Source organism: Mesorhizobium sp. M8A.F.Ca.ET.202.01.1.1 (genome assembly GCF_004791595.1).
Classification (GTDB): Bacteria; Pseudomonadota; Alphaproteobacteria; order Rhizobiales; family Rhizobiaceae; genus Mesorhizobium.
In genome coordinates, this window is sequence record NZ_SRUN01000007.1 from 56,494 (window position 1) to 76,120 (window position 19,627).

The 19,627-nt window shown below is 62.2% G+C and carries 26 protein-coding genes, 1 other RNA gene and 1 pseudogene; 16 read left to right on the plus strand and 12 right to left on the minus strand.

Annotation, left to right across the window (positions count from 1 at the left end):
• Window positions 1–11 precede the first annotated feature (11 nt).
• The 6 genes from EN845_RS16605 to EN845_RS16630 all read left to right on the plus strand — a co-directional run bounded on the left by EN845_RS16605 (window position 12) and on the right by EN845_RS16630 (window position 6,531).
• Window positions 12–359 (plus strand): DUF6867 family protein, encoded by a 348-nt coding sequence (locus EN845_RS16605; protein ID WP_127276518.1) that lies wholly within the window; start codon window positions 12–14, stop codon window positions 357–359.
• A gap of 137 nt (window positions 360–496) precedes the next feature.
• Window positions 497–1,615: a branched-chain amino acid ABC transporter substrate-binding protein gene (locus tag EN845_RS16610; protein ID WP_127276516.1), complete on the plus strand. Its 1,119-nt coding sequence runs from the start codon at window positions 497–499 to the stop codon at window positions 1,613–1,615.
• 290 nt (window positions 1,616–1,905) lie between these two features.
• Window positions 1,906–5,364: a pyruvate carboxylase gene (gene pyc / locus EN845_RS16615; RefSeq protein WP_127276514.1), complete on the plus strand. Its 3,459-nt coding sequence runs from the start codon at window positions 1,906–1,908 to the stop codon at window positions 5,362–5,364.
• A gap of 161 nt (window positions 5,365–5,525) precedes the next feature.
• Window positions 5,526–5,786: a DUF2312 domain-containing protein gene (locus EN845_RS16620; protein WP_027053014.1), complete on the plus strand. Its 261-nt coding sequence runs from the start codon at window positions 5,526–5,528 to the stop codon at window positions 5,784–5,786.
• 48 nt (window positions 5,787–5,834) lie between these two features.
• On the plus strand, window positions 5,835–6,275 hold the full coding sequence (locus EN845_RS16625; protein ID WP_127872149.1) for a hypothetical protein: 441 nt from the start codon (window positions 5,835–5,837) through the stop codon (window positions 6,273–6,275).
• A 10-nt stretch (window positions 6,276–6,285) separates the two neighbouring features.
• Window positions 6,286–6,531 (plus strand): hypothetical protein, encoded by a 246-nt coding sequence (locus EN845_RS16630; RefSeq protein WP_335930840.1) that lies wholly within the window; start codon window positions 6,286–6,288, stop codon window positions 6,529–6,531.
• A 129-nt stretch (window positions 6,532–6,660) separates the two neighbouring features.
• Here EN845_RS16630 and msrB read toward each other — a convergent pair whose 3' ends face one another.
• The 4 genes from msrB to EN845_RS16655 form a co-directional block, all read right to left on the minus strand.
• Complete coding sequence (gene msrB, locus EN845_RS16635; RefSeq protein ID WP_027141754.1) at window positions 6,661–7,065, minus strand: peptide-methionine (R)-S-oxide reductase MsrB; 405 nt, start codon at window positions 7,063–7,065, stop codon at window positions 6,661–6,663.
• Between the two features lie 335 nt (window positions 7,066–7,400).
• The gene (locus EN845_RS16645; RefSeq protein ID WP_127278132.1) at window positions 7,401–8,591 is read right to left on the minus strand and encodes a VWA domain-containing protein; all 1,191 of its coding nucleotides are present in this window, start codon (window positions 8,589–8,591) and stop codon (window positions 7,401–7,403) included.
• A 2-nt stretch (window positions 8,592–8,593) separates the two neighbouring features.
• Complete coding sequence (locus tag EN845_RS16650) at window positions 8,594–9,040, minus strand: GNAT family N-acetyltransferase (RefSeq protein ID WP_127278131.1); 447 nt, start codon at window positions 9,038–9,040, stop codon at window positions 8,594–8,596.
• Between the two features lie 92 nt (window positions 9,041–9,132).
• Entirely contained in the window at window positions 9,133–9,972 is an 840-nt protein-coding gene (locus EN845_RS16655; protein WP_127872148.1) for a MoxR family ATPase, read from the minus strand.
• 144 nt (window positions 9,973–10,116) lie between these two features.
• On the opposite strand from EN845_RS16655, the gene ssrS reads away from it, so the two are divergent.
• The 6 genes and pseudogenes from ssrS (at window position 10,117) to EN845_RS16685 (ending at window position 13,241) form a co-directional block, all read left to right on the plus strand.
• A non-coding RNA gene (ssrS, locus tag EN845_RS16660) (6S RNA) lies at window positions 10,117–10,272 on the plus strand.
• 96 nt (window positions 10,273–10,368) lie between these two features.
• Window positions 10,369–10,956 carry a 5-formyltetrahydrofolate cyclo-ligase gene (locus tag EN845_RS16665; protein ID WP_127872173.1) on the plus strand — a complete coding sequence of 196 codons (588 nt, stop codon included), beginning with the start codon at window positions 10,369–10,371 and terminating at the stop codon, window positions 10,954–10,956.
• Between the two features lie 70 nt (window positions 10,957–11,026).
• Entirely contained in the window at window positions 11,027–11,851 is an 825-nt protein-coding gene (locus tag EN845_RS16670; RefSeq protein WP_127278128.1) for a YmdB family metallophosphoesterase, read from the plus strand.
• A 78-nt stretch (window positions 11,852–11,929) separates the two neighbouring features.
• Complete coding sequence (locus tag EN845_RS16675; protein WP_127278127.1) at window positions 11,930–12,697, plus strand: TerC family protein; 768 nt, start codon at window positions 11,930–11,932, stop codon at window positions 12,695–12,697.
• 33 nt (window positions 12,698–12,730) lie between these two features.
• Window positions 12,731–12,973 (plus strand): annotated as a pseudogene (locus EN845_RS16680) (BrnT family toxin); the annotation flags it as partial.
• Entirely contained in the window at window positions 12,954–13,241 is a 288-nt protein-coding gene (locus tag EN845_RS16685; RefSeq protein WP_127278125.1) for a BrnA antitoxin family protein, read from the plus strand. The pseudogene EN845_RS16680 and the gene EN845_RS16685, both read left to right, overlap by 20 nt.
• A 5-nt stretch (window positions 13,242–13,246) precedes the next feature.
• Here the strand turns inward: EN845_RS16685 and EN845_RS16690 are convergent, their stop codons facing one another.
• From EN845_RS16690 to EN845_RS16705, 4 genes are read right to left on the minus strand one after another with little or no spacing between them, the layout of a single operon-like run.
• Complete coding sequence (locus EN845_RS16690; RefSeq protein ID WP_127278124.1) at window positions 13,247–13,714, minus strand: SRPBCC family protein; 468 nt, start codon at window positions 13,712–13,714, stop codon at window positions 13,247–13,249.
• A 22-nt stretch (window positions 13,715–13,736) separates the two neighbouring features.
• Entirely contained in the window at window positions 13,737–14,099 is a 363-nt protein-coding gene (locus EN845_RS16695; protein ID WP_127278123.1) for a hypothetical protein, read from the minus strand.
• Between the two features lie 50 nt (window positions 14,100–14,149).
• The gene (locus tag EN845_RS16700) at window positions 14,150–14,542 is read right to left on the minus strand and encodes a VOC family protein (RefSeq protein ID WP_127278122.1); all 393 of its coding nucleotides are present in this window, start codon (window positions 14,540–14,542) and stop codon (window positions 14,150–14,152) included.
• Between the two features lie 29 nt (window positions 14,543–14,571).
• Window positions 14,572–15,054, minus strand: coding sequence for an SRPBCC domain-containing protein (locus EN845_RS16705; protein ID WP_127278121.1), 483 nt, complete (start codon window positions 15,052–15,054; stop codon window positions 14,572–14,574).
• 51 nt (window positions 15,055–15,105) lie between these two features.
• Here EN845_RS16705 and EN845_RS16710 point away from each other — a divergent pair, with 51 nt between their 5' ends.
• The 3 genes from EN845_RS16710 to EN845_RS16720 all read left to right on the plus strand — a co-directional run bounded on the left by EN845_RS16710 (window position 15,106) and on the right by EN845_RS16720 (window position 16,693).
• Window positions 15,106–15,429 carry a helix-turn-helix domain-containing protein gene (locus EN845_RS16710; protein WP_127278120.1) on the plus strand — a complete coding sequence of 108 codons (324 nt, stop codon included), beginning with the start codon at window positions 15,106–15,108 and terminating at the stop codon, window positions 15,427–15,429.
• A gap of 200 nt (window positions 15,430–15,629) precedes the next feature.
• Window positions 15,630–16,379, plus strand: coding sequence for a YebC/PmpR family DNA-binding transcriptional regulator (locus tag EN845_RS16715; RefSeq protein WP_127278119.1), 750 nt, complete (start codon window positions 15,630–15,632; stop codon window positions 16,377–16,379).
• A 17-nt stretch (window positions 16,380–16,396) separates the two neighbouring features.
• Window positions 16,397–16,693, plus strand: a complete 297-nt coding sequence (locus EN845_RS16720) for a SelT/SelW/SelH family protein (RefSeq protein ID WP_127872147.1) — start codon at window positions 16,397–16,399, stop codon at window positions 16,691–16,693.
• 24 nt (window positions 16,694–16,717) lie between these two features.
• On the opposite strand, the gene EN845_RS35505 is transcribed toward EN845_RS16720, so the two are convergent.
• The 3 genes from EN845_RS35505 to EN845_RS16730 form a co-directional block, all read right to left on the minus strand.
• Window positions 16,718–16,879 (minus strand): hypothetical protein, encoded by a 162-nt coding sequence (locus EN845_RS35505; RefSeq protein WP_167531406.1) that lies wholly within the window; start codon window positions 16,877–16,879, stop codon window positions 16,718–16,720.
• A 62-nt stretch (window positions 16,880–16,941) separates the two neighbouring features.
• Window positions 16,942–17,421, minus strand: a complete 480-nt coding sequence (locus tag EN845_RS16725; protein WP_189343584.1) for a DUF1772 domain-containing protein — start codon at window positions 17,419–17,421, stop codon at window positions 16,942–16,944.
• Between the two features lies 1 nt (window position 17,422).
• A complete protein-coding gene (locus EN845_RS16730) occupies window positions 17,423–18,250 on the minus strand; it encodes an NAD(P)H-binding protein (protein ID WP_127278118.1) in 828 nt (275 codons plus the stop codon).
• 120 nt (window positions 18,251–18,370) lie between these two features.
• Here EN845_RS16730 and EN845_RS16735 point away from each other — a divergent pair, with 120 nt between their 5' ends.
• Window positions 18,371–19,000, plus strand: a complete 630-nt coding sequence (locus tag EN845_RS16735; RefSeq protein WP_127278117.1) for a TetR/AcrR family transcriptional regulator — start codon at window positions 18,371–18,373, stop codon at window positions 18,998–19,000.
• Between the two features lie 225 nt (window positions 19,001–19,225).
• Here EN845_RS16735 and rpmE read toward each other — a convergent pair whose 3' ends face one another.
• On the minus strand, window positions 19,226–19,447 hold the full coding sequence (gene rpmE, locus EN845_RS16740) for a 50S ribosomal protein L31 (RefSeq protein WP_096451251.1): 222 nt from the start codon (window positions 19,445–19,447) through the stop codon (window positions 19,226–19,228).
• Between the last annotated feature and the right edge of the window lie 180 nt (window positions 19,448–19,627).

The window sequence follows — 19,627 nt, forward strand, 5'->3', positions numbered from 1 at the left end:
GGAGACTTCCCATGCAAGGCATTCTCTACGAGGAACCGTCGATCTGGCAGTTCTTCTTCGTCACCTGCCTGCTCGGCGGATGGGCGGCATGGATGACCGGCAAGGCCAGCGCCCAGACATGGCGCAGCTTCATCCAGCTGTTTGCCTATCTGCTCGGGCTCGGCATCGGCATCCGCTTCATCCATCACGCGCTGTTCGACGGTACGATGTTCTCGCTGCATTACTATATCGTCGACACAGTCGTGCTGATGATACTGGGCTTTGTCGGCTATCAATACACACGAACCCACCAGATGGTCACACAGTATAATTGGCTCTACGAAAGAGCTTCAATCTTGAGCTGGAAACCGAAAGGTTGACGGTCATCATTAACGCCGCGTCAGGGATGAATCGGCGTGACAAGTGCCTGAAAATCGGCAAACTATGCTTTCTGCGATAAGGGTGGGCATCGCATGAAAGCTTCATCCACGCCCACTCCGTTAATGGGAGCGTTTAAATGAAAAAGTCACTTTTGTCCGCCGTGGCCCTGACCGCGCTCGTCGCGTTCGGCGGCAACGCGTGGGCTGATGTAATGTTCGCCGTCGCCGGACCGATCACCGGTCCGAACGCGGCCTTCGGCGCGCAGCTGCAGAAGGGCGCGGAAGCGGCGGTCGCCGAGATCAATGCCAAGGGCGGAATCAACGGCGAGCAGATCAAGCTCGAAATCGGCGACGACGTCTCCGACCCGAAGCAGGGCATCTCGGTCGCCAACAAGTTCGTCGGCGACGGCGTCAAGTTTGTGATCGGCCACTTCAACTCCGGCGTGTCGATCCCGGCCTCCGAAGTCTACGCCGAAAACAACATCGTCGAAATCACGCCGGCCGCAACCAACCCGAAGTTCACCGAGCGCGGCCTGTGGAATGTGTTCCGTACCTGCGGACGCGACGACCAGCAGGGCAGCATCGCCGGCGGCTACATCGCCGCGAACTTCAAGGATGCCAAAGTCGCCGTGATCCATGACAAGACCCCTTATGGCCAGGGCCTCGCGGACGAAACCAAGAAGGCGATGAACGCCGCGGGCATCAAGGAAGTGATGTATGAAGGCGTCAATGTCGGCGACAAGGACTTCTCGGCGCTGATCGCCAAGATGAAGGAAGCCGGCGTCACCCTGATCTACTGGGGAGGCCTGCACACCGAAGCCGGCCTGATCATCCGTCAATCCGCGGACCAGGGCCTCAAGGCACCGATGATGTCGGGCGACGGCATCGTGACGGACGAACTCGCCGCGATCGCGGGCGACGCCGTCGCCGGCACGCTCAACACGTTCGGCCCCGACCCGCGCCTGATCCCGGCCAACAAGGAGCTCGTCGAGAAGTTCCGCGCGCAGGGTTTCGAGCCGGAAGCCTACACGCTCTACGCCTACGCCGCCGTGCAGGTGGTCGCCGAGGCAGCTGCCGCCGCCAAGACGAACGATCCGCAGGCCGTCGCCAAGGCGATGCATGAAAACGGCCCGTTCCCGACCGTCCTGGGCGATCTCGCCTATGACGCCAAGGGCGATCCGAAGCTGCCGGGCTACATCATGTACGAATGGAAGAAGAAGGACGACGGCAAGTATTCCTGGTTCCCGAAGTCGTAATTCATTCGGATCCGAAACCAAACGATGCCCGGCGCCTCGCGCCGGGCATTTTCTTTGATGCCCGCTGGCGCCGTGACACCCCTGCCAGCGTTCCTTAGCCAGCCGGGAAGATCGCATCCAGGATCGAAATTGTCGCCATTGTTCCGCCCATACGGACGAATGCATGCGAGTGTTGGCCGAATAATTGATTTAAATCGGTTTAAACCAACGTCGATTTTGTTTGCACTGCAGCATTTTCACGCTAATCATTGCCCCGATTTCCCGTCCCTTCCGCTGCTGGAGCCCAGTCCTTGGCCATCACGAAGATCCTCGTCGCTAACCGGTCAGAAATCGCCATCCGCGTCTTTCGCGCGGCCAATGAGCTGGGCCTCAAAACCGTGGCGATCTGGGCCGAGGAAGACAAATACTCACTGCATCGCTTCAAGGCCGACGAAAGCTACCAGGTCGGGCGCGGTCCGCATCTCAAAAAGGACATGGGGCCGATCGAGAGCTACCTGTCGATCGAGGAGGTGATCCGCGTCGCCAGGCTTTCGGGCGCCGACGCCATCCACCCCGGCTACGGGCTCCTGTCGGAAAGCCCCGAATTCGCCGAAGCTTGCGCGCAAGCAGGCATCACCTTCATCGGACCGAAGCCCGACACGATGCGGCGCCTGGGCAACAAGGTCGCCGCGCGCAATCTCGCCATCGAGGTCGGCGTGCCCGTGGTGCCGGCCACCGAGCCGTTGCCTGACGATATGGAGGCGGTCAAGGAACTTGCCAAGACGGTCGGTTATCCGGTCATGCTCAAGGCCTCGTGGGGCGGCGGCGGGCGCGGCATGCGCGCCATCCGTTCCGAGGCCGACCTCGCCCGCGAGGTCATGGAAGGCAAGCGCGAGGCGAAAGCCGCCTTCGGCAAGGACGAGGTCTATCTCGAAAAGCTGATCGAGCGCGCCCGCCATGTCGAAGTGCAGGTGCTTGGCGACACGCACGGCAATGCGGTGCATTTGTTCGAGCGCGACTGCTCGATCCAGCGCCGCAACCAGAAGGTCGTCGAGCGCGCGCCAGCGCCCTATCTCAGCGAGGACCTGCGCCAGGAACTTTGCGGCTACGCGCTGAAGATCGCGCGCGAGACCAGCTATATCGGCGCCGGCACCGTCGAATTCCTGCAGGATGCCGATACCGGCAAGTTCTATTTCATCGAGGTCAATCCGCGCATCCAGGTCGAGCACACCGTCACCGAAATGGTGACCGGCATCGACATCGTGAAAGCGCAGATACACATCCTCGACGGCTTCGCCATCGGCACGCCGGAATCGGGCGTGCCGGCGCAGCGGGACATCCGGCTGAACGGCCATGCCTTGCAGTGCCGCATCACCACGGAAGATCCCGAACACAATTTCATCCCGGACTATGGCCGCATCACCGCCTATCGCGGCGCCACCGGCTTCGGCATCCGTCTGGATGGCGGCACGGCCTATTCCGGCGCGGTCATCACCCGCTTCTACGATCCGCTGCTGGAGAAGGTCACGGCCTGGGCGCCGACACCGGCCGAGACGATCGCCCGCATGAACCGCGCCTTGCGCGAATTCCGCATCCGCGGCGTCGCCACCAACCTCACCTTCCTCGAAGCGATCATCAATCACCCGAGCTTCGCCGACAATTCCTATACGACGAAATTCATCGATACGACGCCGGAGCTGTTCCAGCAGGTCAAGCGCCAGGACCGCGCCACCAAGCTGCTCAACTATCTGGCCGACGTCAGCGTCAACGGCCATCCCGAGACACGCGGCCGGCCGACGCCGAAGGCAGACGCGGCGCCGCCCGTGGTGCCCTATCTCAACGGCAATGTGCCGAGCGGCAGCAAGCAGAAACTCGACGTGCTCGGGCCGGAGAAATTCGCCGCCTGGATGCGCGAGCAGAAGGAAGTGCTGGTCACCGACACGACGATGCGCGACGGCCACCAGTCGCTGCTCGCCACCCGCGTGCGCACGCATGACATCGCCGGCATCGCCGGCACCTACGCGCGGGCGCTGCCGCAACTTCTTTCATTGGAATGCTGGGGCGGCGCCACTTTCGACGTCGCCATGCGCTTCCTCACCGAGGATCCATGGGAACGGTTGTCGCTGGTGCGGGAAGCCGCCCCCAACCTGTTGCTGCAGATGCTGCTGCGCGGCGCCAACGGCGTCGGCTACACCAATTACCCCGACAATGTCGTGCAGCATTTCGTCAAGCAGGCAGCGGCGGGCGGCATCGACCTGTTCCGCGTCTTCGACTGCCTGAACTGGGTCGAGAACATGCGTGTCGCCATGGACGCCGTGGGCGCCGAGGGCAAGCTGATCGAAGCGGCGATGTGCTATACCGGCGACATTCTCGATCCGGCGCGGGCCAAGTACGACCTGAAATATTATGTCGGGCTGGCCAGCGAATTGCAGGCCGCCGGCGCCCATATCATCGCGGTCAAGGACATGGCCGGCCTGTTGAAGCCGAGTGCCGCCCGCGTGCTGTTCAAGGCGCTGCGCGAGGCGACCGACCTGCCGATCCATTTCCACACCCACGACACATCGGGCCTGTCGGCGGCAACCGTGCTGGCGGCGGTGGAAAGCGGTGTCGACGCCATCGACGCGGCGATGGATGCCTTTTCCGGCAACACTTCGCAGCCATGTCTGGGTTCGATCGTCGAAGCGCTGAAGGGCACCGAACGCGATCCGGGCCTCGACCCGCAATGGATCCGGAAAATCTCGTTCTACTGGGAAGCGGTGCGCAACCAGTACGCCGCCTTCGAGAGTGACCTGAAAGGTCCAGCTTCCGAGGTCTACCTGCACGAAATGCCGGGCGGGCAGTTCACCAACCTCAAGGAACAGGCGCGTTCGCTCGGGCTGGAGACACGCTGGCACGAAGTGGCGCAGACCTATCATGACGTCAACCTGATGTTCGGCGACATCGTCAAGGTGACGCCGTCCTCGAAGGTCGTCGGCGACATGGCGCTGATGATGGTGAGCCAGGATCTGACCGTTGCCGATGTCGAGAATCCGGCCCGCGACATCGCCTTCCCGGACTCGGTCGTCTCGATGCTGCGCGGCGACCTCGGCCAGTCCCCGGGCGGCTGGCCGCAGGTGCTGCAGAAGAAGGCACTGAAGGGCGACAAGCCGATCACGGCGCGGCCCGGTTCGTTGCTCAAGCCGGCCGACCTCAAGAAGAGCCGCAAGGAGATCGAGGACAAGCTCGAGCGCAAGCTGTCGGAGTATGAGTTCGCCTCGTGGCTGATGTATCCGAAGGTGTTTTCCGACTTCGTCGCCGCCCAGGAAACCTACGGCCCGGTCAGCGTTCTGCCGACGCCGACCTATTTCTACGGCATGAAATCGGAAGACGAGATCTTCGTCGACATCGAAAAGGGCAAGACCTTGGTCGTGCGCTGCCAGGCGTTCGGCGATGTCGACGACAAGGGCATGGTCACCGTGTTCTTCGAGCTCAACGGTCAGCCGCGGCGTGTGAAGGTGCCCGACCGCGCGCATGGCGCTTCCGCCGCCAAGGCGCGCCGCAAGGCCGAGCCCGGCAATGAGGCGCATGTCGGAGCGCCGATGCCGGGTGTGGTTTCGGCGCTCGCGGTTGCCGCCGGCCAGGCGGTCAAGGCCGGCGACGTGCTGCTCTCCATCGAAGCGATGAAGATGGAGACGGCATTGCATGCCGAGCGCGACGGCACGGTCGCCGAGGTTTTGGTCAAGGCCGGCGACCAGATCGATGCCAAAGATCTGCTGATAGCCTTCAGCTGATCTGCGCCCTGGCCGCGTGGCTGTCCGCATCATGGCGGCAGCCTCGGTTCCTTCATCGATAACAGCTTGACCCGCCGCCCGTGGTCGGGCATCGAACCGGCTCAAATTTGCCGCCGCTGCTTTCCGAGTCGCGGGGCAGGACCGTTCCTTTGGAGAAAAAAATGGCCGACGATATCACCGAGACCAGCCAGACTGTTGCCGCCGGCCAGCTGCGTGCCTTGATCGAGCGCATCGAGCGGCTCGAGGAAGAAAAGAAGACGATCGCCGACGACATCAAGGAAGTTTTCGCCGAGGCCAAGGGCACCGGCTTCGACACCAAGGCAATCCGCACCATCATCCGGCTGCGCAAGAAGGACCAGGCCGAACGCCAGGAAGAGGACGCCATCCTCGATCTCTACATGGCCGCGCTCGGCATGGAGTAAGGCTCACGGCCGGCGCCCGATGCGGTTGCCGGAGATACGGTTCGAACCATGAGCGAATTCGACTTCGGCGGCCGTCGCGCCTCGGAATTCCGCCATCGCGGCTTCTGGTCGCTGTTTGCCGAACGGCATCCGGAAGAAAGAGCCCGGCTGGCGCGGCGTGGGCCCTGGTTCTGGCAGCGCGGGCTGCCGGATTTCGCTTTGGTGCTTTCGATGTATGTCGCGCCGGCGCAGAACCATGTCGGCGTCTTCTTCGGCCGCAACGAGAAGTTCGGCGCCACGGACTCATGGTCGCGGCTGAAACCGTTTCAACCGGCGATCGAGGCCATGCTGAAGCTCAAACCCGAACAGAGCTGTGAGGGGCTCGGCATCAACTCGATGTGGCGGGTGAACTGCTACTCCGAGGACAATTGGCCGGCCATGACCGACTGGCTGGTGAGGGAGTGCTCACGCTTCGAGGAAGCCGTGACCGACGTTCTGGGGCAGAGATAGGTCGCCGGTGATGACGGACTTTTTCCGTACGCGCTGGAGAGGCGAAGCGCCGCTCGACCGCCTGTTCTGGCGCGACACGCTGCTTGTCGGCACCTTGATCAGCGTCGCCTCGTCGGCGCTGGCGCTTGCCCTGCTCGGGCTGAAGCTGCCGCTCTGGCTGGTGCTGATGGTGCATTTCCTGCCTGTGCCCTACAACGTCTTCCTGACCATTGCGGTCTGGCGCACGGCCGAGGCCGGCGGCTTCAAGGCCAACTGATGATGCTTGGCTCGGCGCTTTGGTTGATTGCGACGGCAGTCGCCTGAGCAGCGACACACTTTCCTGGAATTGCTCCATACGAAAAAGGGCGGCAGGAGCCGCCCTTCGCGAGAGATGTTGACGCCTTGCTCAGGCCGCCGGCTCGAATTTCAGCGCCACGCCGTTGATGCAGTAGCGCAGGCCGGTCGGCGGTGGGCCGTCCTCGAAGACATGGCCGAGATGGCTGCCGCAACGAGAGCAGTGGCACTCGGTCCGGACCATGCCGTAGCTGCGGTCAACGGTGTTCTCGACCGAGCCCGGAACGGGATCGTTGAAGCTCGGCCAGCCGGTGCCGCTTTCGAACTTCAGCGTGGATTGGAACAGCGGCTGGTCGCAGCCGACGCAGGAAAAAGTGCCGGCACGCTTCTCATAGAGCAGGGCGCAGCTTCCCGGCCGCTCGGTGCCGTGGTTGCGCATGACCGCGTATTGCTCCGGCGTCAGCCGGGCGCGCCATTCGGCATCGGTGCGGGTGACGGGGTAGGTGTGGGTGTCCATTTGATCTCCTCAGCCTTGTCAGCTCGTTCTTGGTTGCAACCGGATATTCGCCCCAACATAGGCATTTGTTACAGACCTGCCCAGTGCCTGGCATTGTAAGGTCGAATCGCTTGCTAGCTTTCGGCGTCTGTGCTGCCCCTCACCTGCCTGCCGGCATCCTCTCCCCGTACAGTGACGGGGAGAGGGGTGCTCCCGTCGCCGGTTTCGCCAATCGCCGGCATTGCAAGATGGGCATCGAGGCCACGGCCAGCTTCCTTCTCCCCGTCACTATACGGGGAGAAGTGCCCGGCAGGGCGATAAGGGGCAGCGCCAACCTTGTCCTGTATCTCCGACAACTAATGCTTTCTGGAAAGCTGCTTCGTCGCGGCTTCCAGCCCGGCCAGTGTCAGCGGGAACATGCGGCCGCCGAAGATGTCGCGAATCATGGCGATGGAATGCGTAAAGCCCCAATTCCTTTCACTCTCCGGATTCAGCCACACCGCGTTCGGCCATTGCTGCAGGAGCCGGCCGAGCCAAACGCTGCCCGCCTCGGGATTCCAGTGTTCCACCGAGCCGCCGGGGTGGGCGATCTCGTAAGGGCTCATCGAGGCATCGCCGACGACGATGACTTTATAGTCGGGGCCATATTTGTGGATGAGGTCAAACGTCGGAATCACCTCGGCATGGCGGCGGCGATTGTCCTTCCACACGCCTTCGTAGAGGCAGTTGTGGAAATAGAAATATTCGAGCTGGCGGAATTCGGCGCGAGCCGCCGAAAACAGCTCCTCGACGCTCTTGATGTGATCGTCCATCGAGCCGCCGACATCGAAGAACATCAGGAGCTTCACCGCATTGCGACGCTCGGGCCGTGTCTGGACGTCGAGATAGCCGTGCTCGGCGGTGGCGTGGATGGTGCCGGGCAGGTCGAACTCTTCCTCGGCGCCTTCGCGCACCCAGCGGCGCAGACGCTTCAGCGCGATCTTGATGTTGCGGGTGCCGAGTTCGACGGCATCGTCGAAATTCCTGAATTCGCGCTTGTCCCAGACTTTTACCGCGCGCCGGTTGCGGCTTTCAGCTTGCCCGATGCGCACGCCTTCGGGGTTGTAGCCATAGGCGCCGAAGGGCGAGGTGCCGCCCGCGCCGATCCATTTCGAGCCGCCCTGGTGGCGGCCCTTCTGTTCCTTGAGCCGCTGCTTCAGCGTCTCCATCAGCCTGTCGAAGCCGCCAAGCGCCTCGACCAGTCTTTTCTCCTCCTCGGTCAGGTGCTTATCGGCGAGCCGGCGCAGCCATTCCTCGGGAATGTCGGCGAAGTCGACGGCATCCGGGCCGCCGAGCGCCTCGATCCCCTTGAAGACATGCGCGAACACCTGGTCGAAGCGGTCGATATGGCGCTCGTCCTTCACCAAAGCGGCGCGGGCGAGATAGTAAAAACCCTCGACGTCATAATCGACAAGCCCGGCTTCCAGCCCTTCGAGCAGAGAGAGGTATTCCCTGAGCGAAACGGGAACGCGCGCTGCCTTCAGTTCAAGGAAGAAGGGGATGAACATGACTACAACAGATCATACTCGATAAAGCCGGTCCTACGCGCGACGTGGTCGTAGAGCTTGCGCGCGGTGGCGTTGGTCTCGTGCGTCATCCAGTAGACGTTTTTCACCCCGATCTTGCCGGCCTCCTGCTTCACGGCTTCGATGAGGGCCGCACCGATGCCCTTGCCGCGCACATCCGGGTCGGCGAACAGGTCCTGCAGGTAGCAGTTGTTTTTCTCCGACCAGCCGGAGCGGTGATAGAGGTAGTGGGTGAGGCCGACGGCCTTGCCGTCGAGGGTCGCGATAAAACCCTTCGGCTCGAATTCGCCTGTCGTGAACAGCCGCTTCCAGGTGATCGCGTAGACCTCTTCCGGCAGCTTGGTTTCATAGAAGGTCAGATAGTCGGTCCACAAGCGGCGCCAGTCGGCGTGGTCGGATTGCGCGAGCGGGCGGACAACAATCTCAGACATTTCATCTCCTCCGAAGGGTTCTGGCCGATGCTGACGTGCTCTGCGGCCGGCGGCAACGGTCCACATCAGGGGAAAGTGCTATTGCTGCCTTGCTATTGCTGCCGCTTGGCCATGAAGGCCAGCCGCTCGAACAGATGCACATCCTGTTCGTTCTTCAGCAGGGCACCGTGCAGCTTGGGCAGCGCGTTCTTGGCGTCGGCGCGCAAATCCTCGGGCGCGATGTCATCGGCGACCAGCAGGCGGATCCAGTCCAATGCCTCGGAGGTTGACGGCTTCTTCTTCAAGCCCGGCACGTCGCGAATTTCGTAGAACTGGGTGAGGGCGGCGCGCACCAGGTTCTGCTTGATGCCGGGATAATGGACATCGACGATCCGGTGCAGCGTATCGACGTCGGGAAAGCGGATATAATGGAAGAAGCAGCGGCGCAGGAAGGCGTCCGGCAGTTCCTTCTCGTTGTTGGAGGTGATGATGACGATCGGGCGGACGGCGGCGCGGATGGTCTCGCCGGTCTCGTAGACGAAGAACTCCATCCGATCGAGTTCCTGCAGGAGATCGTTGGGGAATTCGATGTCGGCCTTGTCGATCTCGTCGATGAGGAGCACGACCTTCTTGCCAGCCGCGAACGCCTCCCAGAGCTTGCCGCGCTTGATGTAGTTCTTGATGTCGTTGAACCTGACATCGCCGAGCTGGCTGTCGCGCAGCCGCGACACGGCGTCGTACTCGTAGAGACCTTGCTGCGCCCGTGTCGTCGATTTGACATGCCATTCGATGAGGTCGAGGCCGAGTGCCGCCGCCACCTGGCGGGCTAGTTCGGTCTTGCCGGTGCCGGGCTCGCCCTTGACCAGCAGCGGCCGTTCCAGCGCTATCGCCGCGTTGACCGCCACCATCAGATCCTTGTCGGCGACATAGGCCGCCGTGCCTTCGAAACGCATTTTTGCTCCTTGGTTCATTCCGGGAACCGTAAGGAGGCCCTCCGGTCCGCGCAAGGGCGGGCCTGCAAAGGCGATGATGCCGACCGGTGTGGAAAGAGCACCGTCTCTCTGGCGCTTGTGTCACCATCGGCCTATATTGATCGAGGCGGTCTGCGCTTCCCGGCAGGAGACACTTTTCCCCGGGGCCTTAACGATCCTTAGGGAGCTGTCCCTGGGAAGACCCGTGGGTTTTCTCACACGGCGCCCACCTACTTTGTAGGCACCCGGGATCGACCTCTCCACCGGTTGTGTGGACCGTCACTTGTCGCAAGGCGTCCACCCATCCTGGCGGATGATGCGGTGGAAAACGTCGCGCTTGAGACGTCACACAGCTCTGACCTTTTCTACCTTGGCCGCATGACCTCTCCCAAAGACCTGAAAAACCAGCTACGCCTCGGGGCACTCGCTCGCCGCGACGCGCTCGACGAATTCTGGCGGGTCGAGGCCGCGCTCGAAATGGCGGAGACGGCGCGCGACCATCTGGAGATCGGGCCTGGCCAGATCGTCTCCGGTTTCTGGCCGATGCGCTCGGAGGTCGATGTCAGGCCGCTGATGTTCGCCTTGCGTGAGCGGGGCGCACGGCTCTGCCTGCCTGCCATTCTCGACAAGACCACCATCGTCTTTCGCGAACTGGTGCGTGGCGCGCCGATGGTCGACATGGGTTTTGGCACGGTCGGACCGCACGCGGAGGCCGAGGTTCTCGACCCCTCGGTCATGCTGGTGCCGCTCGCCGCCTTCGACGCACGCGGCCACCGCATCGGTTATGGCGCCGGCTATTACGATCGCGCGATCGCGAAGCTCGTCGACAAGGGGCATACGCCCCGGCTGATCGGCATAGCCTTCGACTGCCAGGAAGTGGCGCAGGTTCCGGACGAGAACCATGACGTGATCATCCCGGAAATACTCACCGAGAGCGGGTTGCGCCGCTTCACGCCAAAATTGTAGATAATGGAGGCATGATCTTTTCGCGGATGTCATGCGGCATTTGCTTCGCTGACTTTCGGTGCAGGATCATATGAGACTTCTCTTCCTCGGTGACATGGTTGGAAAAACGGGACGCACGGCGGTGTGGGAACAGCTGCCTGGCCTGATCTCGGACTTCAAACTCGACTTCGTCATCGTCAATGGCGAGAATGCCGCCGGCGGCTTCGGCATCACCGAAGAGATCTTTCGGGAGACCATCGCTGCAGGCGCCGATGTCGTCACCACCGGCAACCATGTCTGGGATCAGCGCGATGCGCTGGCCTTCGCGCCGCGCGAGCAGCGGTTCCTGCGGCCCTCCAATTTTCCCAAGGGTACGCCCGGGCGCGGCTCCGGCGTCTACATCGCCAAAAACGGCGCGCGCGTGCTGGTCGCCAACATCATGGGCCGAGTATTCATGCATCCCGAGCTCGACGATCCGTTCCAGGCCGGCGAGCGTGAGCTTGCAGCCTGTCCGCTCGGCGAGCAGGCCGATGCGGTGATCATCGACTTTCATGCGGAAGCGACCTCGGAAAAGATGTGCTTCGCGCATTTCGTCGACGGCCGCGCCAGCCTGGTCGTCGGCACCCATACGCACCAGCCCACCGCCGATCACCAGATCCTCAATGGCGGCACCGGCTATCTGTCGGATGCCGGCATGTGCGGCGATTATGATTCCTCGCTCGGCATGGACAAGGAGGAACCACTCAACCGGTTCCTGTCGAAAGTACCGAAAGGGCGTTTCGAGGCAGCGACCGGCCCGGCGACCTTGTGTGGGGTCGGTGTCAATATTTCCGATCGTACCGGACTGACCGAGAAGATCGCGCCGTTTCGTCGCGGGCCGAGACTGGAAGAAACGGCTCCGTCGTTCTGGTCGTGACATTGATATAGGCGCGCGCAGTACCTAACTGCCGACGACATCTGCTTCAGATCGTTAAAAGAGGGGACAACGACCTCCATGCAGCTTATCGAATTTCTTGCGCCGCATTTTCAATTCGTTTCCGATCCAACCGCATGGGTCGCCTTGCTGACGCTGGTGGTGCTCGAGATCGTGCTCGGCATCGACAATCTGATCTTCATCTCCATCCTGACCAACAAGCTGCCCGTGGACCAGAGGGCTCGTGCGCGCCGGCTCGGCATCTCGGCGGCACTGATCATGCGCCTGCTGCTGCTCGCCACCATTTCGGTCATCGTCCAACTGACGACGCCGGTCTTCACCGCGTTCGGCCACGGTTTCTCCTGGCGCGACCTGATCCTGATCGCCGGCGGCCTGTTCCTGGTGTGGAAGGCGACCAAGGAGATCCACCACACGGTCGATCCCGACGACCACAAGGACACGATGATGGGAGAGACGCTCAAGATCTCGCTTGCCGGCGCGATCTTCCAGATTCTGCTGCTCGACCTCGTCTTTTCGATCGATTCCATCATCACCGCCGTCGGCATGACCGACGAGATCGCCATCATGTACATCGCGGTGATCGTGGCCGTCAGCGTGATGATGCTGGCGGCGGGTCCGCTGGCCAACTTCATCGCCAAGAACCCCAGCATCGTCATGCTGGCCCTGGGCTTCCTGTTGATGATCGGCATGACGCTGATCGCGGACGGCATGGGCTATCATGTTCCCAAGGGCTACATCTACGCGGCGATGGGTTTTTCGGCGCTGGTCGAGGGGCTCAACATGCTGGCGCGGCGGCGCAAGAAAGCGAAATCCGGCGACGGGCATTAGAGCGCGGACGCCACAGTCTGACGCAACCTTGCCAAACATGGGGTTGCATTCGATCTCGCCCAGAAGGTGTTCGATGACCCGCTTCATCTTATCGTGCCTGACCGCTTCGAAGACGGTGAGCAACGATGGCATGCGATCGGGATGGTCAAAACCGTAGTGGTTCTGCTGGTTGTCCATACCTACCCGGATCGCGAAGCTGAAGAGCGGGTTCGGATTGTCAGGGCTCGGAAAGCGACGCCGCATGAAAGGAGGCGCTATGAGCAGGAAGGACCTTAGCCACGACCAGCGAGACCAGCTTGCAAAGCTGGCCGATTTGCCTGACAGCGAGATTGATACTTCCGATATTCCAGAGGCTCCGGCCGAGAACTGGATACATGCCCGTCGTGGGCATCTTTACCGCCCAATTAAGCAGCCGGTGACCATTCGGCTGGATGCCGACGTGCTCTCCTGGTTCAAGGAACATGTCGGAGGTGGGGGCTATCAAACCGAGATCAATCGCGTGCTCCGCCACCATGTGATCGAACAGGAAAAACGGCGATCCTGAGTCGCTTAACCTGCCGGTACCCCCCTCGGGTGACGATCACCGATGAGGCTCAGGGTCAGGCCCTGCTCCAGCCAGGCCTTGGCGCCGGCGAGCACCAGCGTGAAGCCGCCGGTTGAGCCGACCGCTTCTTTCACCTGCTCGTCGCCATTGCCGGTAAAGCCAAAATTCCCGACTTCGAGGAATGTCGCCTCGCCAGGCATTTCAGTGAAGGTCCAGACCACAGTGGTCGGCGGGTCGCTCCACGTCATGACGATCTTCTTGTCCCGGACGATCTCGCTGACGTCGACGGTCGTCGAGACGCCATACATGCGCCACTCCCACTGAACAGGCTTGCCACCGTCAAGCCGGCCGCTGCCATGGGTGAACCAGAAGCGGGTCGTGATCGCCGGATCGACGATGGCCTCGAAAACATCAGCGACCGGCCGCCGGATCAGCATGGCGGCTTCGGCTGTCGGTGTTTCACGGATTTCCATGGCGATCTCCTTTCGAATACGCTCACCAGGCGTCGGGTTCGCGCACCATATGAATGATGTTGGCCGGATTGGTGATCCAGCCACCACGGAAACCCTCGCCCAATGGCTCGATGGCATCGCAACGCACAACGCCTGCCTTGGCCAGATGATCCGCGGCGCCCGGAAAATCCTGCGTGAAAAGCTCCAGCCAAATCTCGGCCTGGCTCATCATCGGCACTTCGTCGATCCACAGCCGGTTAGGCCCAAGTTCGAAGCCGATCGCCGGCGGCTTGGCGGTGAACGGCTTGAGGCCAACGACGTCGCGGTAGAAGGCGATCGTCGCTTCGTACTGGTGCGACGGCACCTTCATGGCGATGTTGATGCCGCCGGTGATCTTCGCGGTCATGGTTCCCGTCCTTGTTGGGGTGCTGGTTGGCTGGTTCAACTGGCGTTCCGTCATGGCAGGTTGATCTGCCAGGAGACGCCGAACCTGTCGTTCAGCCATGCGAAGCGGCGGCTAAAGCCATAGTTGTCCGGCGGCATCAGGAAGCCGCCTCCCTTCGCCAAGGTTTCGACGATGCGCTCCAGCTCCTGTTCGGAGGAACAGTCGACATAGAGCGAGAACGACGGCGTGAAGGTGAAAGCGTGGTGAACAGGGCTGTTATAGACCGTCACCTCCAGGCCGCAGATGGAAACGCGCGCGAGTTTGAGCATACCTTCCGCGCCGTCTTCACCGGAACCGTAACGTGTGACGTCGAGGATGCTACTGTCGGGAATGGCCTCGCAATAAAGGGTCATTGCCTCTTCGGCCTTGCCCTCGAACATCAGGAATGGCCTTACTTTCGTCATTGCGGGTTCTCCCCTTTTCCTATCGTCGTTCAAACATTGGCCTCGCTGGCGGGTTCGCCCCTCATCTCGCTGCGGTAATAACCGTCGCGCAGATTGATGCCGTATTCGACATAGGCCTTCATGCAGGCCAGCATCTGCGACCAGCCCTCGCAATTCAGGTAGGACTTCTTCAGGCCGACCGCGCCTTCCTGCCAGCCGCTCTCGGCGATGGTGACGAAGGTGCCGCCATCGTCGAGCGGCTCGAAATTCATCTCGATGCGGGTCTTGTAGGCGGGCTTGCCGTCGGTGTCGGTGGCATCCCAGCGCAGCACGATGCGGCTGTCCTTGACCACTTCGTCGACCTCGACCGGCACCTTGCCCCACCAGACGACACCCGAACCGGCAACCAATGGCGCGCTGGCGCCGCCGATGGTGGTGAAATAGCCGCTGAGCTTCTTCGGATTGACGACCGCGTCAAAGACTTCGGCGACCGGTTTGCCGATGCGCCCTGAAACACTGAATCCAAGAGACATATCCACAGCTCCTTGCTTGATCGCGACAACGATATGTTATAGAAACATAACATGTCAAGCCGATCGCAAGACGACAATGTTTTCAAGGCGCTGGCGCATCCGCGCCGGCGCGAAATACTGGATCAGTTGAAAGACGAGCCAAAGACCACCGGCATGCTGTGCGATGCCTTTCCCGCCATCGACCGCTGCACCGTCATGCTGCATCTCAAGGTGCTGGAGGAGGCGGATCTGATCGTTGCGCGTCGTGACGGACGCGAGCGCTGGAACCATCTGAATTCCCTGCCGATCAAGCAGATCCACGACCGCTGGATCAGCCAGTATGCCGGCCACGCGCTCAGCATCATCGACCGGCTGAGGTCCGATCTGGAAGCATAGACAAGGCCGGGATCGCCGTGGCGCGGCGCGGCTGGACGAATTGAGCCGATTTATCTATAAGCCGGCCATTCCGACAAGGAGCGCCGCGCGTCCACCCGGACGCATCAGGGTCGTTCTGAAATTTTGAATTCGAGCCTTTTGCAAAGGCGAGGTGACGCATCTCGCGGCAAGGGGCTCTAGCCGAACACGACAGGGGTGCCATGGCTGGCCATTCACAGTTCAAGAACATCATGCACCGCAAGGGCCGTCAGGACGCGGTGCGGTCGAAAATGTTTTCCAAGCTGGCGCGCGAAATCACCGTTGCCGCCAAGAGCGGGACGCCCGATCCATCGATGAACCCGCGCCTGCGCCTGGCGATCCAGAACGCCAAGGCCGTGTCGATGCCGAAGGACAACATCCAGCGCGCCATCAACAAGGCCTCGATGGGTGATGCAGAGAATTACGAAGCCGTGCGCTACGAAGGGTATGGTCCAGGTGGCGTCGCCGTGATCGTCGAGGCACTGACCGACAACCGCAACCGGTCGGCGTCCAACGTCCGCGCCGCCTTCACCAAGGCCGGCGGCGCGCTCGGCGAAACCGGATCGGTGTCGTTCATGTGGGACCGCGCCGGCGAAATCTACTATCCGGCCTCGGCCGGCAGTGCCGACAAGATCATGGACGCGGCCATCGAAGCCGGCGCCGACGATGTCGAGTCGGACGAGGAAGGCCACACGATCTATTGCGCCTTCGAGACTCTCGGCGAGGTGTCCAAGGCACTTGAAGCCTCGCTCGGCGAGGCCGAATCGGTCAAGGCGATCTGGAGGCCGCAGAACAATGTCCCCGTCGACGAAGAGCGGGCGCAGTCGCTGATGAAACTGGTTGCGACGCTCGAGGACGATGACGACGTGCAAAGCGTGTACGCCAACTTCGAAGTCGATGACGAGACCTTGGCCAAGCTCAGCGCGGCGTGAGTGAAGCCCGATCCGACATGAGCAAAGCTCGGTTGCCCGCCATCCGCATCACCTACTGCACGCAATGCCAATGGCTGTTGCGTGCCGGCTGGATGGCGCAGCAGCTGCTCTCCACCTTCGGCACCGATCTCGGCGAGGTGACGCTGGTGCCGGGCACAGGCGGCATCTTCACCATCTCCTGCAACGATGTGCTGGTCTGGGACCGCAAGCGCGACGGCGGTTTTCCGGACGCGGCTAAACTCAAGCAGTTGGTCCGCGATGTGATCGATCCGGATCGTGATCTCGGCCACGCCGACCGTAAGGCGAAGAGCTGAGATTTTGCTGCGAAAGCAGGACCATCATTTTCCGGGCCGGCGTCCGAAAACAGCACCGATGCCGGCACCGATCGCGATGCCCACGCCGACGCCGAGGGCCGAATCATCCATCGCCGCGCCAAGGGCAGCACCGAGGCCAACGCCGATCGCGATGCCGATGGCCATGGTCGAATAGGGGTCGTTCACGGCTCTTCTCCCGATAATGTTTGCGGCCGCCGCAACGCCCGATGCGGCGGCCCGCAAACATGTCAACGCGAGGCGAACCAGAAGGATGCCATCGCCACGATGGCGGTGACGGTGCGGACGTGGTTCCACATCACCCAGTCCCTGAGAAAGTCGGACCAGACCGCGGCACCATTGCTGCTGGCTGGATCGACTGCGGCCAGTGCATCGTTGAGCGGCACGTTGAAGACCATGGTCACGATCGGGTTGCCGACAAGATAGATAAGCGCGCCGGCGAGTAGCCAGAACGAACCCGGCTGGCTCCAGCCGATGATCGCGCCGGCGACGAGCACCAGGCAGATCAGCCCTGTGCCGAAAAGGGCGGTCATGAACATCGGCGTGATGACGGTGACGTTGATCGAATTCATGGCGGCGATGCCGCCCGCCGCCGGCAGACGGGCAAATGCCGGCATGACGAAATTGGAGAAGGCGAAGAACACGCCGCCGACGACGCCTGCGCCCAGGGCCGCGATGAAGGTGAGGCTGGGGAGAAGTTTGGCGATCATGTCAGTTGCTCCAGATGCCGGTTGCGGCGGTTTCGGTTGCGTAGGCGGAAAAGTCCCTGGGCTGGCGGCCGAGCACGCGCTGGACGCCGTCGGCGAGGGCCTCGTTGCGGCCGTCGAGAACTTGCGTGAACAGCTCGTTGAGCAGCCAGGCGAACTCAGGCGGCAGGTCATGCGCGGCGACCGCCGTGGTGAATTCGTCATGCGAGATACTGACAAAGCGGATATCGCGCCCGGCGGCCCTTGCGATCTCTGCGACCGCGTCGGCGAAACTCAGCAGCCGCGGTCCGGTTAGTTCATAGAGCAGGCCGACATGGTCGGGCTCGGTCAGCGTGACGAAGGCCACTTCGGCGATGTCGTCGGCATCGACAAAAGGTTCGCCGACAGGCCCGACCGGCAGCGCCACCTCGCCCGCCAGCAGCGGCTCGATGAGAAAACCTTCGGAGAAGTTCTGCGAGAACCAGGCGCAGCGCAGGATCGTCCACTCCGCGCCCGAGGCCTTCAGCATCTCCTCGGCGCGCTGGGCCTCGTGCTCGCCGCGCCCCGAGAGCAGCACCAGCCGGGTGACGCCACTGGCCACCGCAAGCCGGGAGAAGACGCCAACGGTTTCGGCGGCACCCGGCACGGCGAGGTCTGGATAGTAGCTGATGTAGACGGCGTCGACGCCATCGAGTGCGGGTCCCCAGGTGGCGGGAACTTCCCAGTCGAAGCGCGGCGCGCCGGAGCGCGAGCCGATGCGTACCGGCACGCCATGCGCGGTCAGCCGCGCCGCGAGACGGCTGCCGGTCTTGCCGGTGCCGCCGAGGATCAGGATTGGTTTGGTATCAGTCATGTCATTTTCTCCGCGTCAAAACATGAGTAATCCTCACATTTGCAAAACGTGATAAACCCTCGTATTTTGTAAGTCAAGTCATTCCCCGCGATTTGCCGAGCGGGTTTGTTGGAGACAGTCATGGACGGCACAGCGGCCAACGATCAGATTGCCTCGCCACGCCGGGCGCCGAGCCAGCAGCGCAGCCGCGAGCGGGTCGAGCGCATGCTGGCCGCCGCCTCGGCGCTGATCGCGGAGCAAGGCAGCGATGCCATGCGCATGGGCGAGGTGGCGGAACGGGCAGAGGTGTCGATCGGGTCGCTCTACCAATTCTTTCCGGACAAGCGGGCGATCGTCTGGGCGCTGGCCGAACGCTACACCGTGGAAAGCCAGGCCTGCATTTCGGCGGCGTTGAAAGACGTCAACGACGCCGAAGGGCTTGGCCGGGCGTTCTCGGAGCTGGTCGACATCTATTACGGGTTGTTCCTGGCCGAGCCGGTGATGCGCGACATCTGGTCTGGTACGCAAGCAGACAAGGCGCTGCGCCAGCTTGAGCTCGCCGACAGCCGGGCCAATGCCGAATTCCTGGTCGCGGTGCTGAAGCGGCTACGCCCCGGCGCCGACCCCGTCTCCCTGGAGACCACGGCGTTTCTCGTCTGGCAGATGGGCGAGGCGGTCATGCGCTTGGCGATCTCGGTCGAGCGGCAAGAAGGCGACAGGCTGGTCGCCGCCTACAAGCGCATGGCGCTGCGGGAGCTGCTGGCCGAGTAGAGAAGCCTTGAACTTCCCATAGTTTTAACATCTGGTGAAGCCGCCAAGGACGGAGCCCCTCTCCCCCGTCACTATACGGGGAGAGGATGCCGGCAGGCAGGTGAGGGCAGCGCGGGCCTGTGATATTTAAGAACAGCTTTATGACGGGGGGAGGGGAAGATGGTTCTGGTCAACAAAAAACCCGCCTCGAAGGCGGGTTCTTGATCTGCGAAAGCCCGATGCGGCTTAGAGGCCGAAACCCTCAAAACGCTTCTTGAACTTCGACAGGCGGCCGCCGCGGTCGAGCAGGGTCTGCTGGCCGCCGGTCCAGGCCGGGTGGGTGGTCGGGTCGATATCGAGGTTCATCGTATCGCCTTCCTTGCCCCAGGTCGAACGGGTCATGTATTCGGTGCCGTCGGTCATGACGACCTTGATGGTGTGGTAGTCGGGATGGATTGCGCTCTTCATGGCTCGGTTCCTGGCTTGCCGGCGCGGCTGACGGGCATAAGCCTGCGTCGATGCGCCTCTTTTTAAAACTCGAAGCCGCAGCTATTGAGGAGCCACGGCTTCTAAAACGGTCGGCGTGCCTATACATCAGCCGGAATTGAATCACAAGGCCGCGGCAAGCGCATATTCAAGGCGCATGAA

Coding starts and splice junctions, on each gene's coding strand:
- EN845_RS16665 (WP_127872173.1), top strand. CDS start 10,369: ATGACCTCTCCCAAAGACCTGAAAAACCAGCTACGCCTCGGGGCACTC.
- EN845_RS16735 (WP_127278117.1), top strand. CDS start 18,371: ATGGACGGCACAGCGGCCAACGATCAGATTGCCTCGCCACGCCGGGCG.
- EN845_RS16605 (WP_127276518.1), top strand. CDS start 12: ATGCAAGGCATTCTCTACGAGGAACCGTCGATCTGGCAGTTCTTCTTC.
- EN845_RS16620 (WP_027053014.1), top strand. CDS start 5,526: ATGGCCGACGATATCACCGAGACCAGCCAGACTGTTGCCGCCGGCCAG.
- EN845_RS16715 (WP_127278119.1), top strand. CDS start 15,630: ATGGCTGGCCATTCACAGTTCAAGAACATCATGCACCGCAAGGGCCGT.
- EN845_RS16670 (WP_127278128.1), top strand. CDS start 11,027: ATGAGACTTCTCTTCCTCGGTGACATGGTTGGAAAAACGGGACGCACG.
- EN845_RS16630 (WP_335930840.1), top strand. CDS start 6,286: ATGACGGACTTTTTCCGTACGCGCTGGAGAGGCGAAGCGCCGCTCGAC.
- rpmE (WP_096451251.1), bottom strand. CDS start 19,447: ATGAAGAGCGCAATCCATCCCGACTACCACACCATCAAGGTCGTCATG.
- EN845_RS16610 (WP_127276516.1), top strand. CDS start 497: ATGAAAAAGTCACTTTTGTCCGCCGTGGCCCTGACCGCGCTCGTCGCG.
- EN845_RS16675 (WP_127278127.1), top strand. CDS start 11,930: ATGCAGCTTATCGAATTTCTTGCGCCGCATTTTCAATTCGTTTCCGAT.
- EN845_RS16650 (WP_127278131.1), bottom strand. CDS start 9,040: ATGTCTGAGATTGTTGTCCGCCCGCTCGCGCAATCCGACCACGCCGAC.
- EN845_RS16690 (WP_127278124.1), bottom strand. CDS start 13,714: ATGGAAATCCGTGAAACACCGACAGCCGAAGCCGCCATGCTGATCCGG.
- EN845_RS16685 (WP_127278125.1), top strand. CDS start 12,954: ATGAGCAGGAAGGACCTTAGCCACGACCAGCGAGACCAGCTTGCAAAG.
- EN845_RS16655 (WP_127872148.1), bottom strand. CDS start 9,972: ATGCGTTTCGAAGGCACGGCGGCCTATGTCGCCGACAAGGATCTGATG.
- EN845_RS16720 (WP_127872147.1), top strand. CDS start 16,397: ATGAGCAAAGCTCGGTTGCCCGCCATCCGCATCACCTACTGCACGCAA.
- EN845_RS16725 (WP_189343584.1), bottom strand. CDS start 17,421: ATGATCGCCAAACTTCTCCCCAGCCTCACCTTCATCGCGGCCCTGGGC.
- EN845_RS16625 (WP_127872149.1), top strand. CDS start 5,835: ATGAGCGAATTCGACTTCGGCGGCCGTCGCGCCTCGGAATTCCGCCAT.
- EN845_RS16710 (WP_127278120.1), top strand. CDS start 15,106: ATGTCAAGCCGATCGCAAGACGACAATGTTTTCAAGGCGCTGGCGCAT.
- EN845_RS16705 (WP_127278121.1), bottom strand. CDS start 15,054: ATGTCTCTTGGATTCAGTGTTTCAGGGCGCATCGGCAAACCGGTCGCC.
- msrB (WP_027141754.1), bottom strand. CDS start 7,065: ATGGACACCCACACCTACCCCGTCACCCGCACCGATGCCGAATGGCGC.
- EN845_RS16645 (WP_127278132.1), bottom strand. CDS start 8,591: ATGTTCATCCCCTTCTTCCTTGAACTGAAGGCAGCGCGCGTTCCCGTT.
- EN845_RS16700 (WP_127278122.1), bottom strand. CDS start 14,542: ATGACGAAAGTAAGGCCATTCCTGATGTTCGAGGGCAAGGCCGAAGAG.
- EN845_RS16730 (WP_127278118.1), bottom strand. CDS start 18,250: ATGACTGATACCAAACCAATCCTGATCCTCGGCGGCACCGGCAAGACC.
- EN845_RS16695 (WP_127278123.1), bottom strand. CDS start 14,099: ATGACCGCGAAGATCACCGGCGGCATCAACATCGCCATGAAGGTGCCG.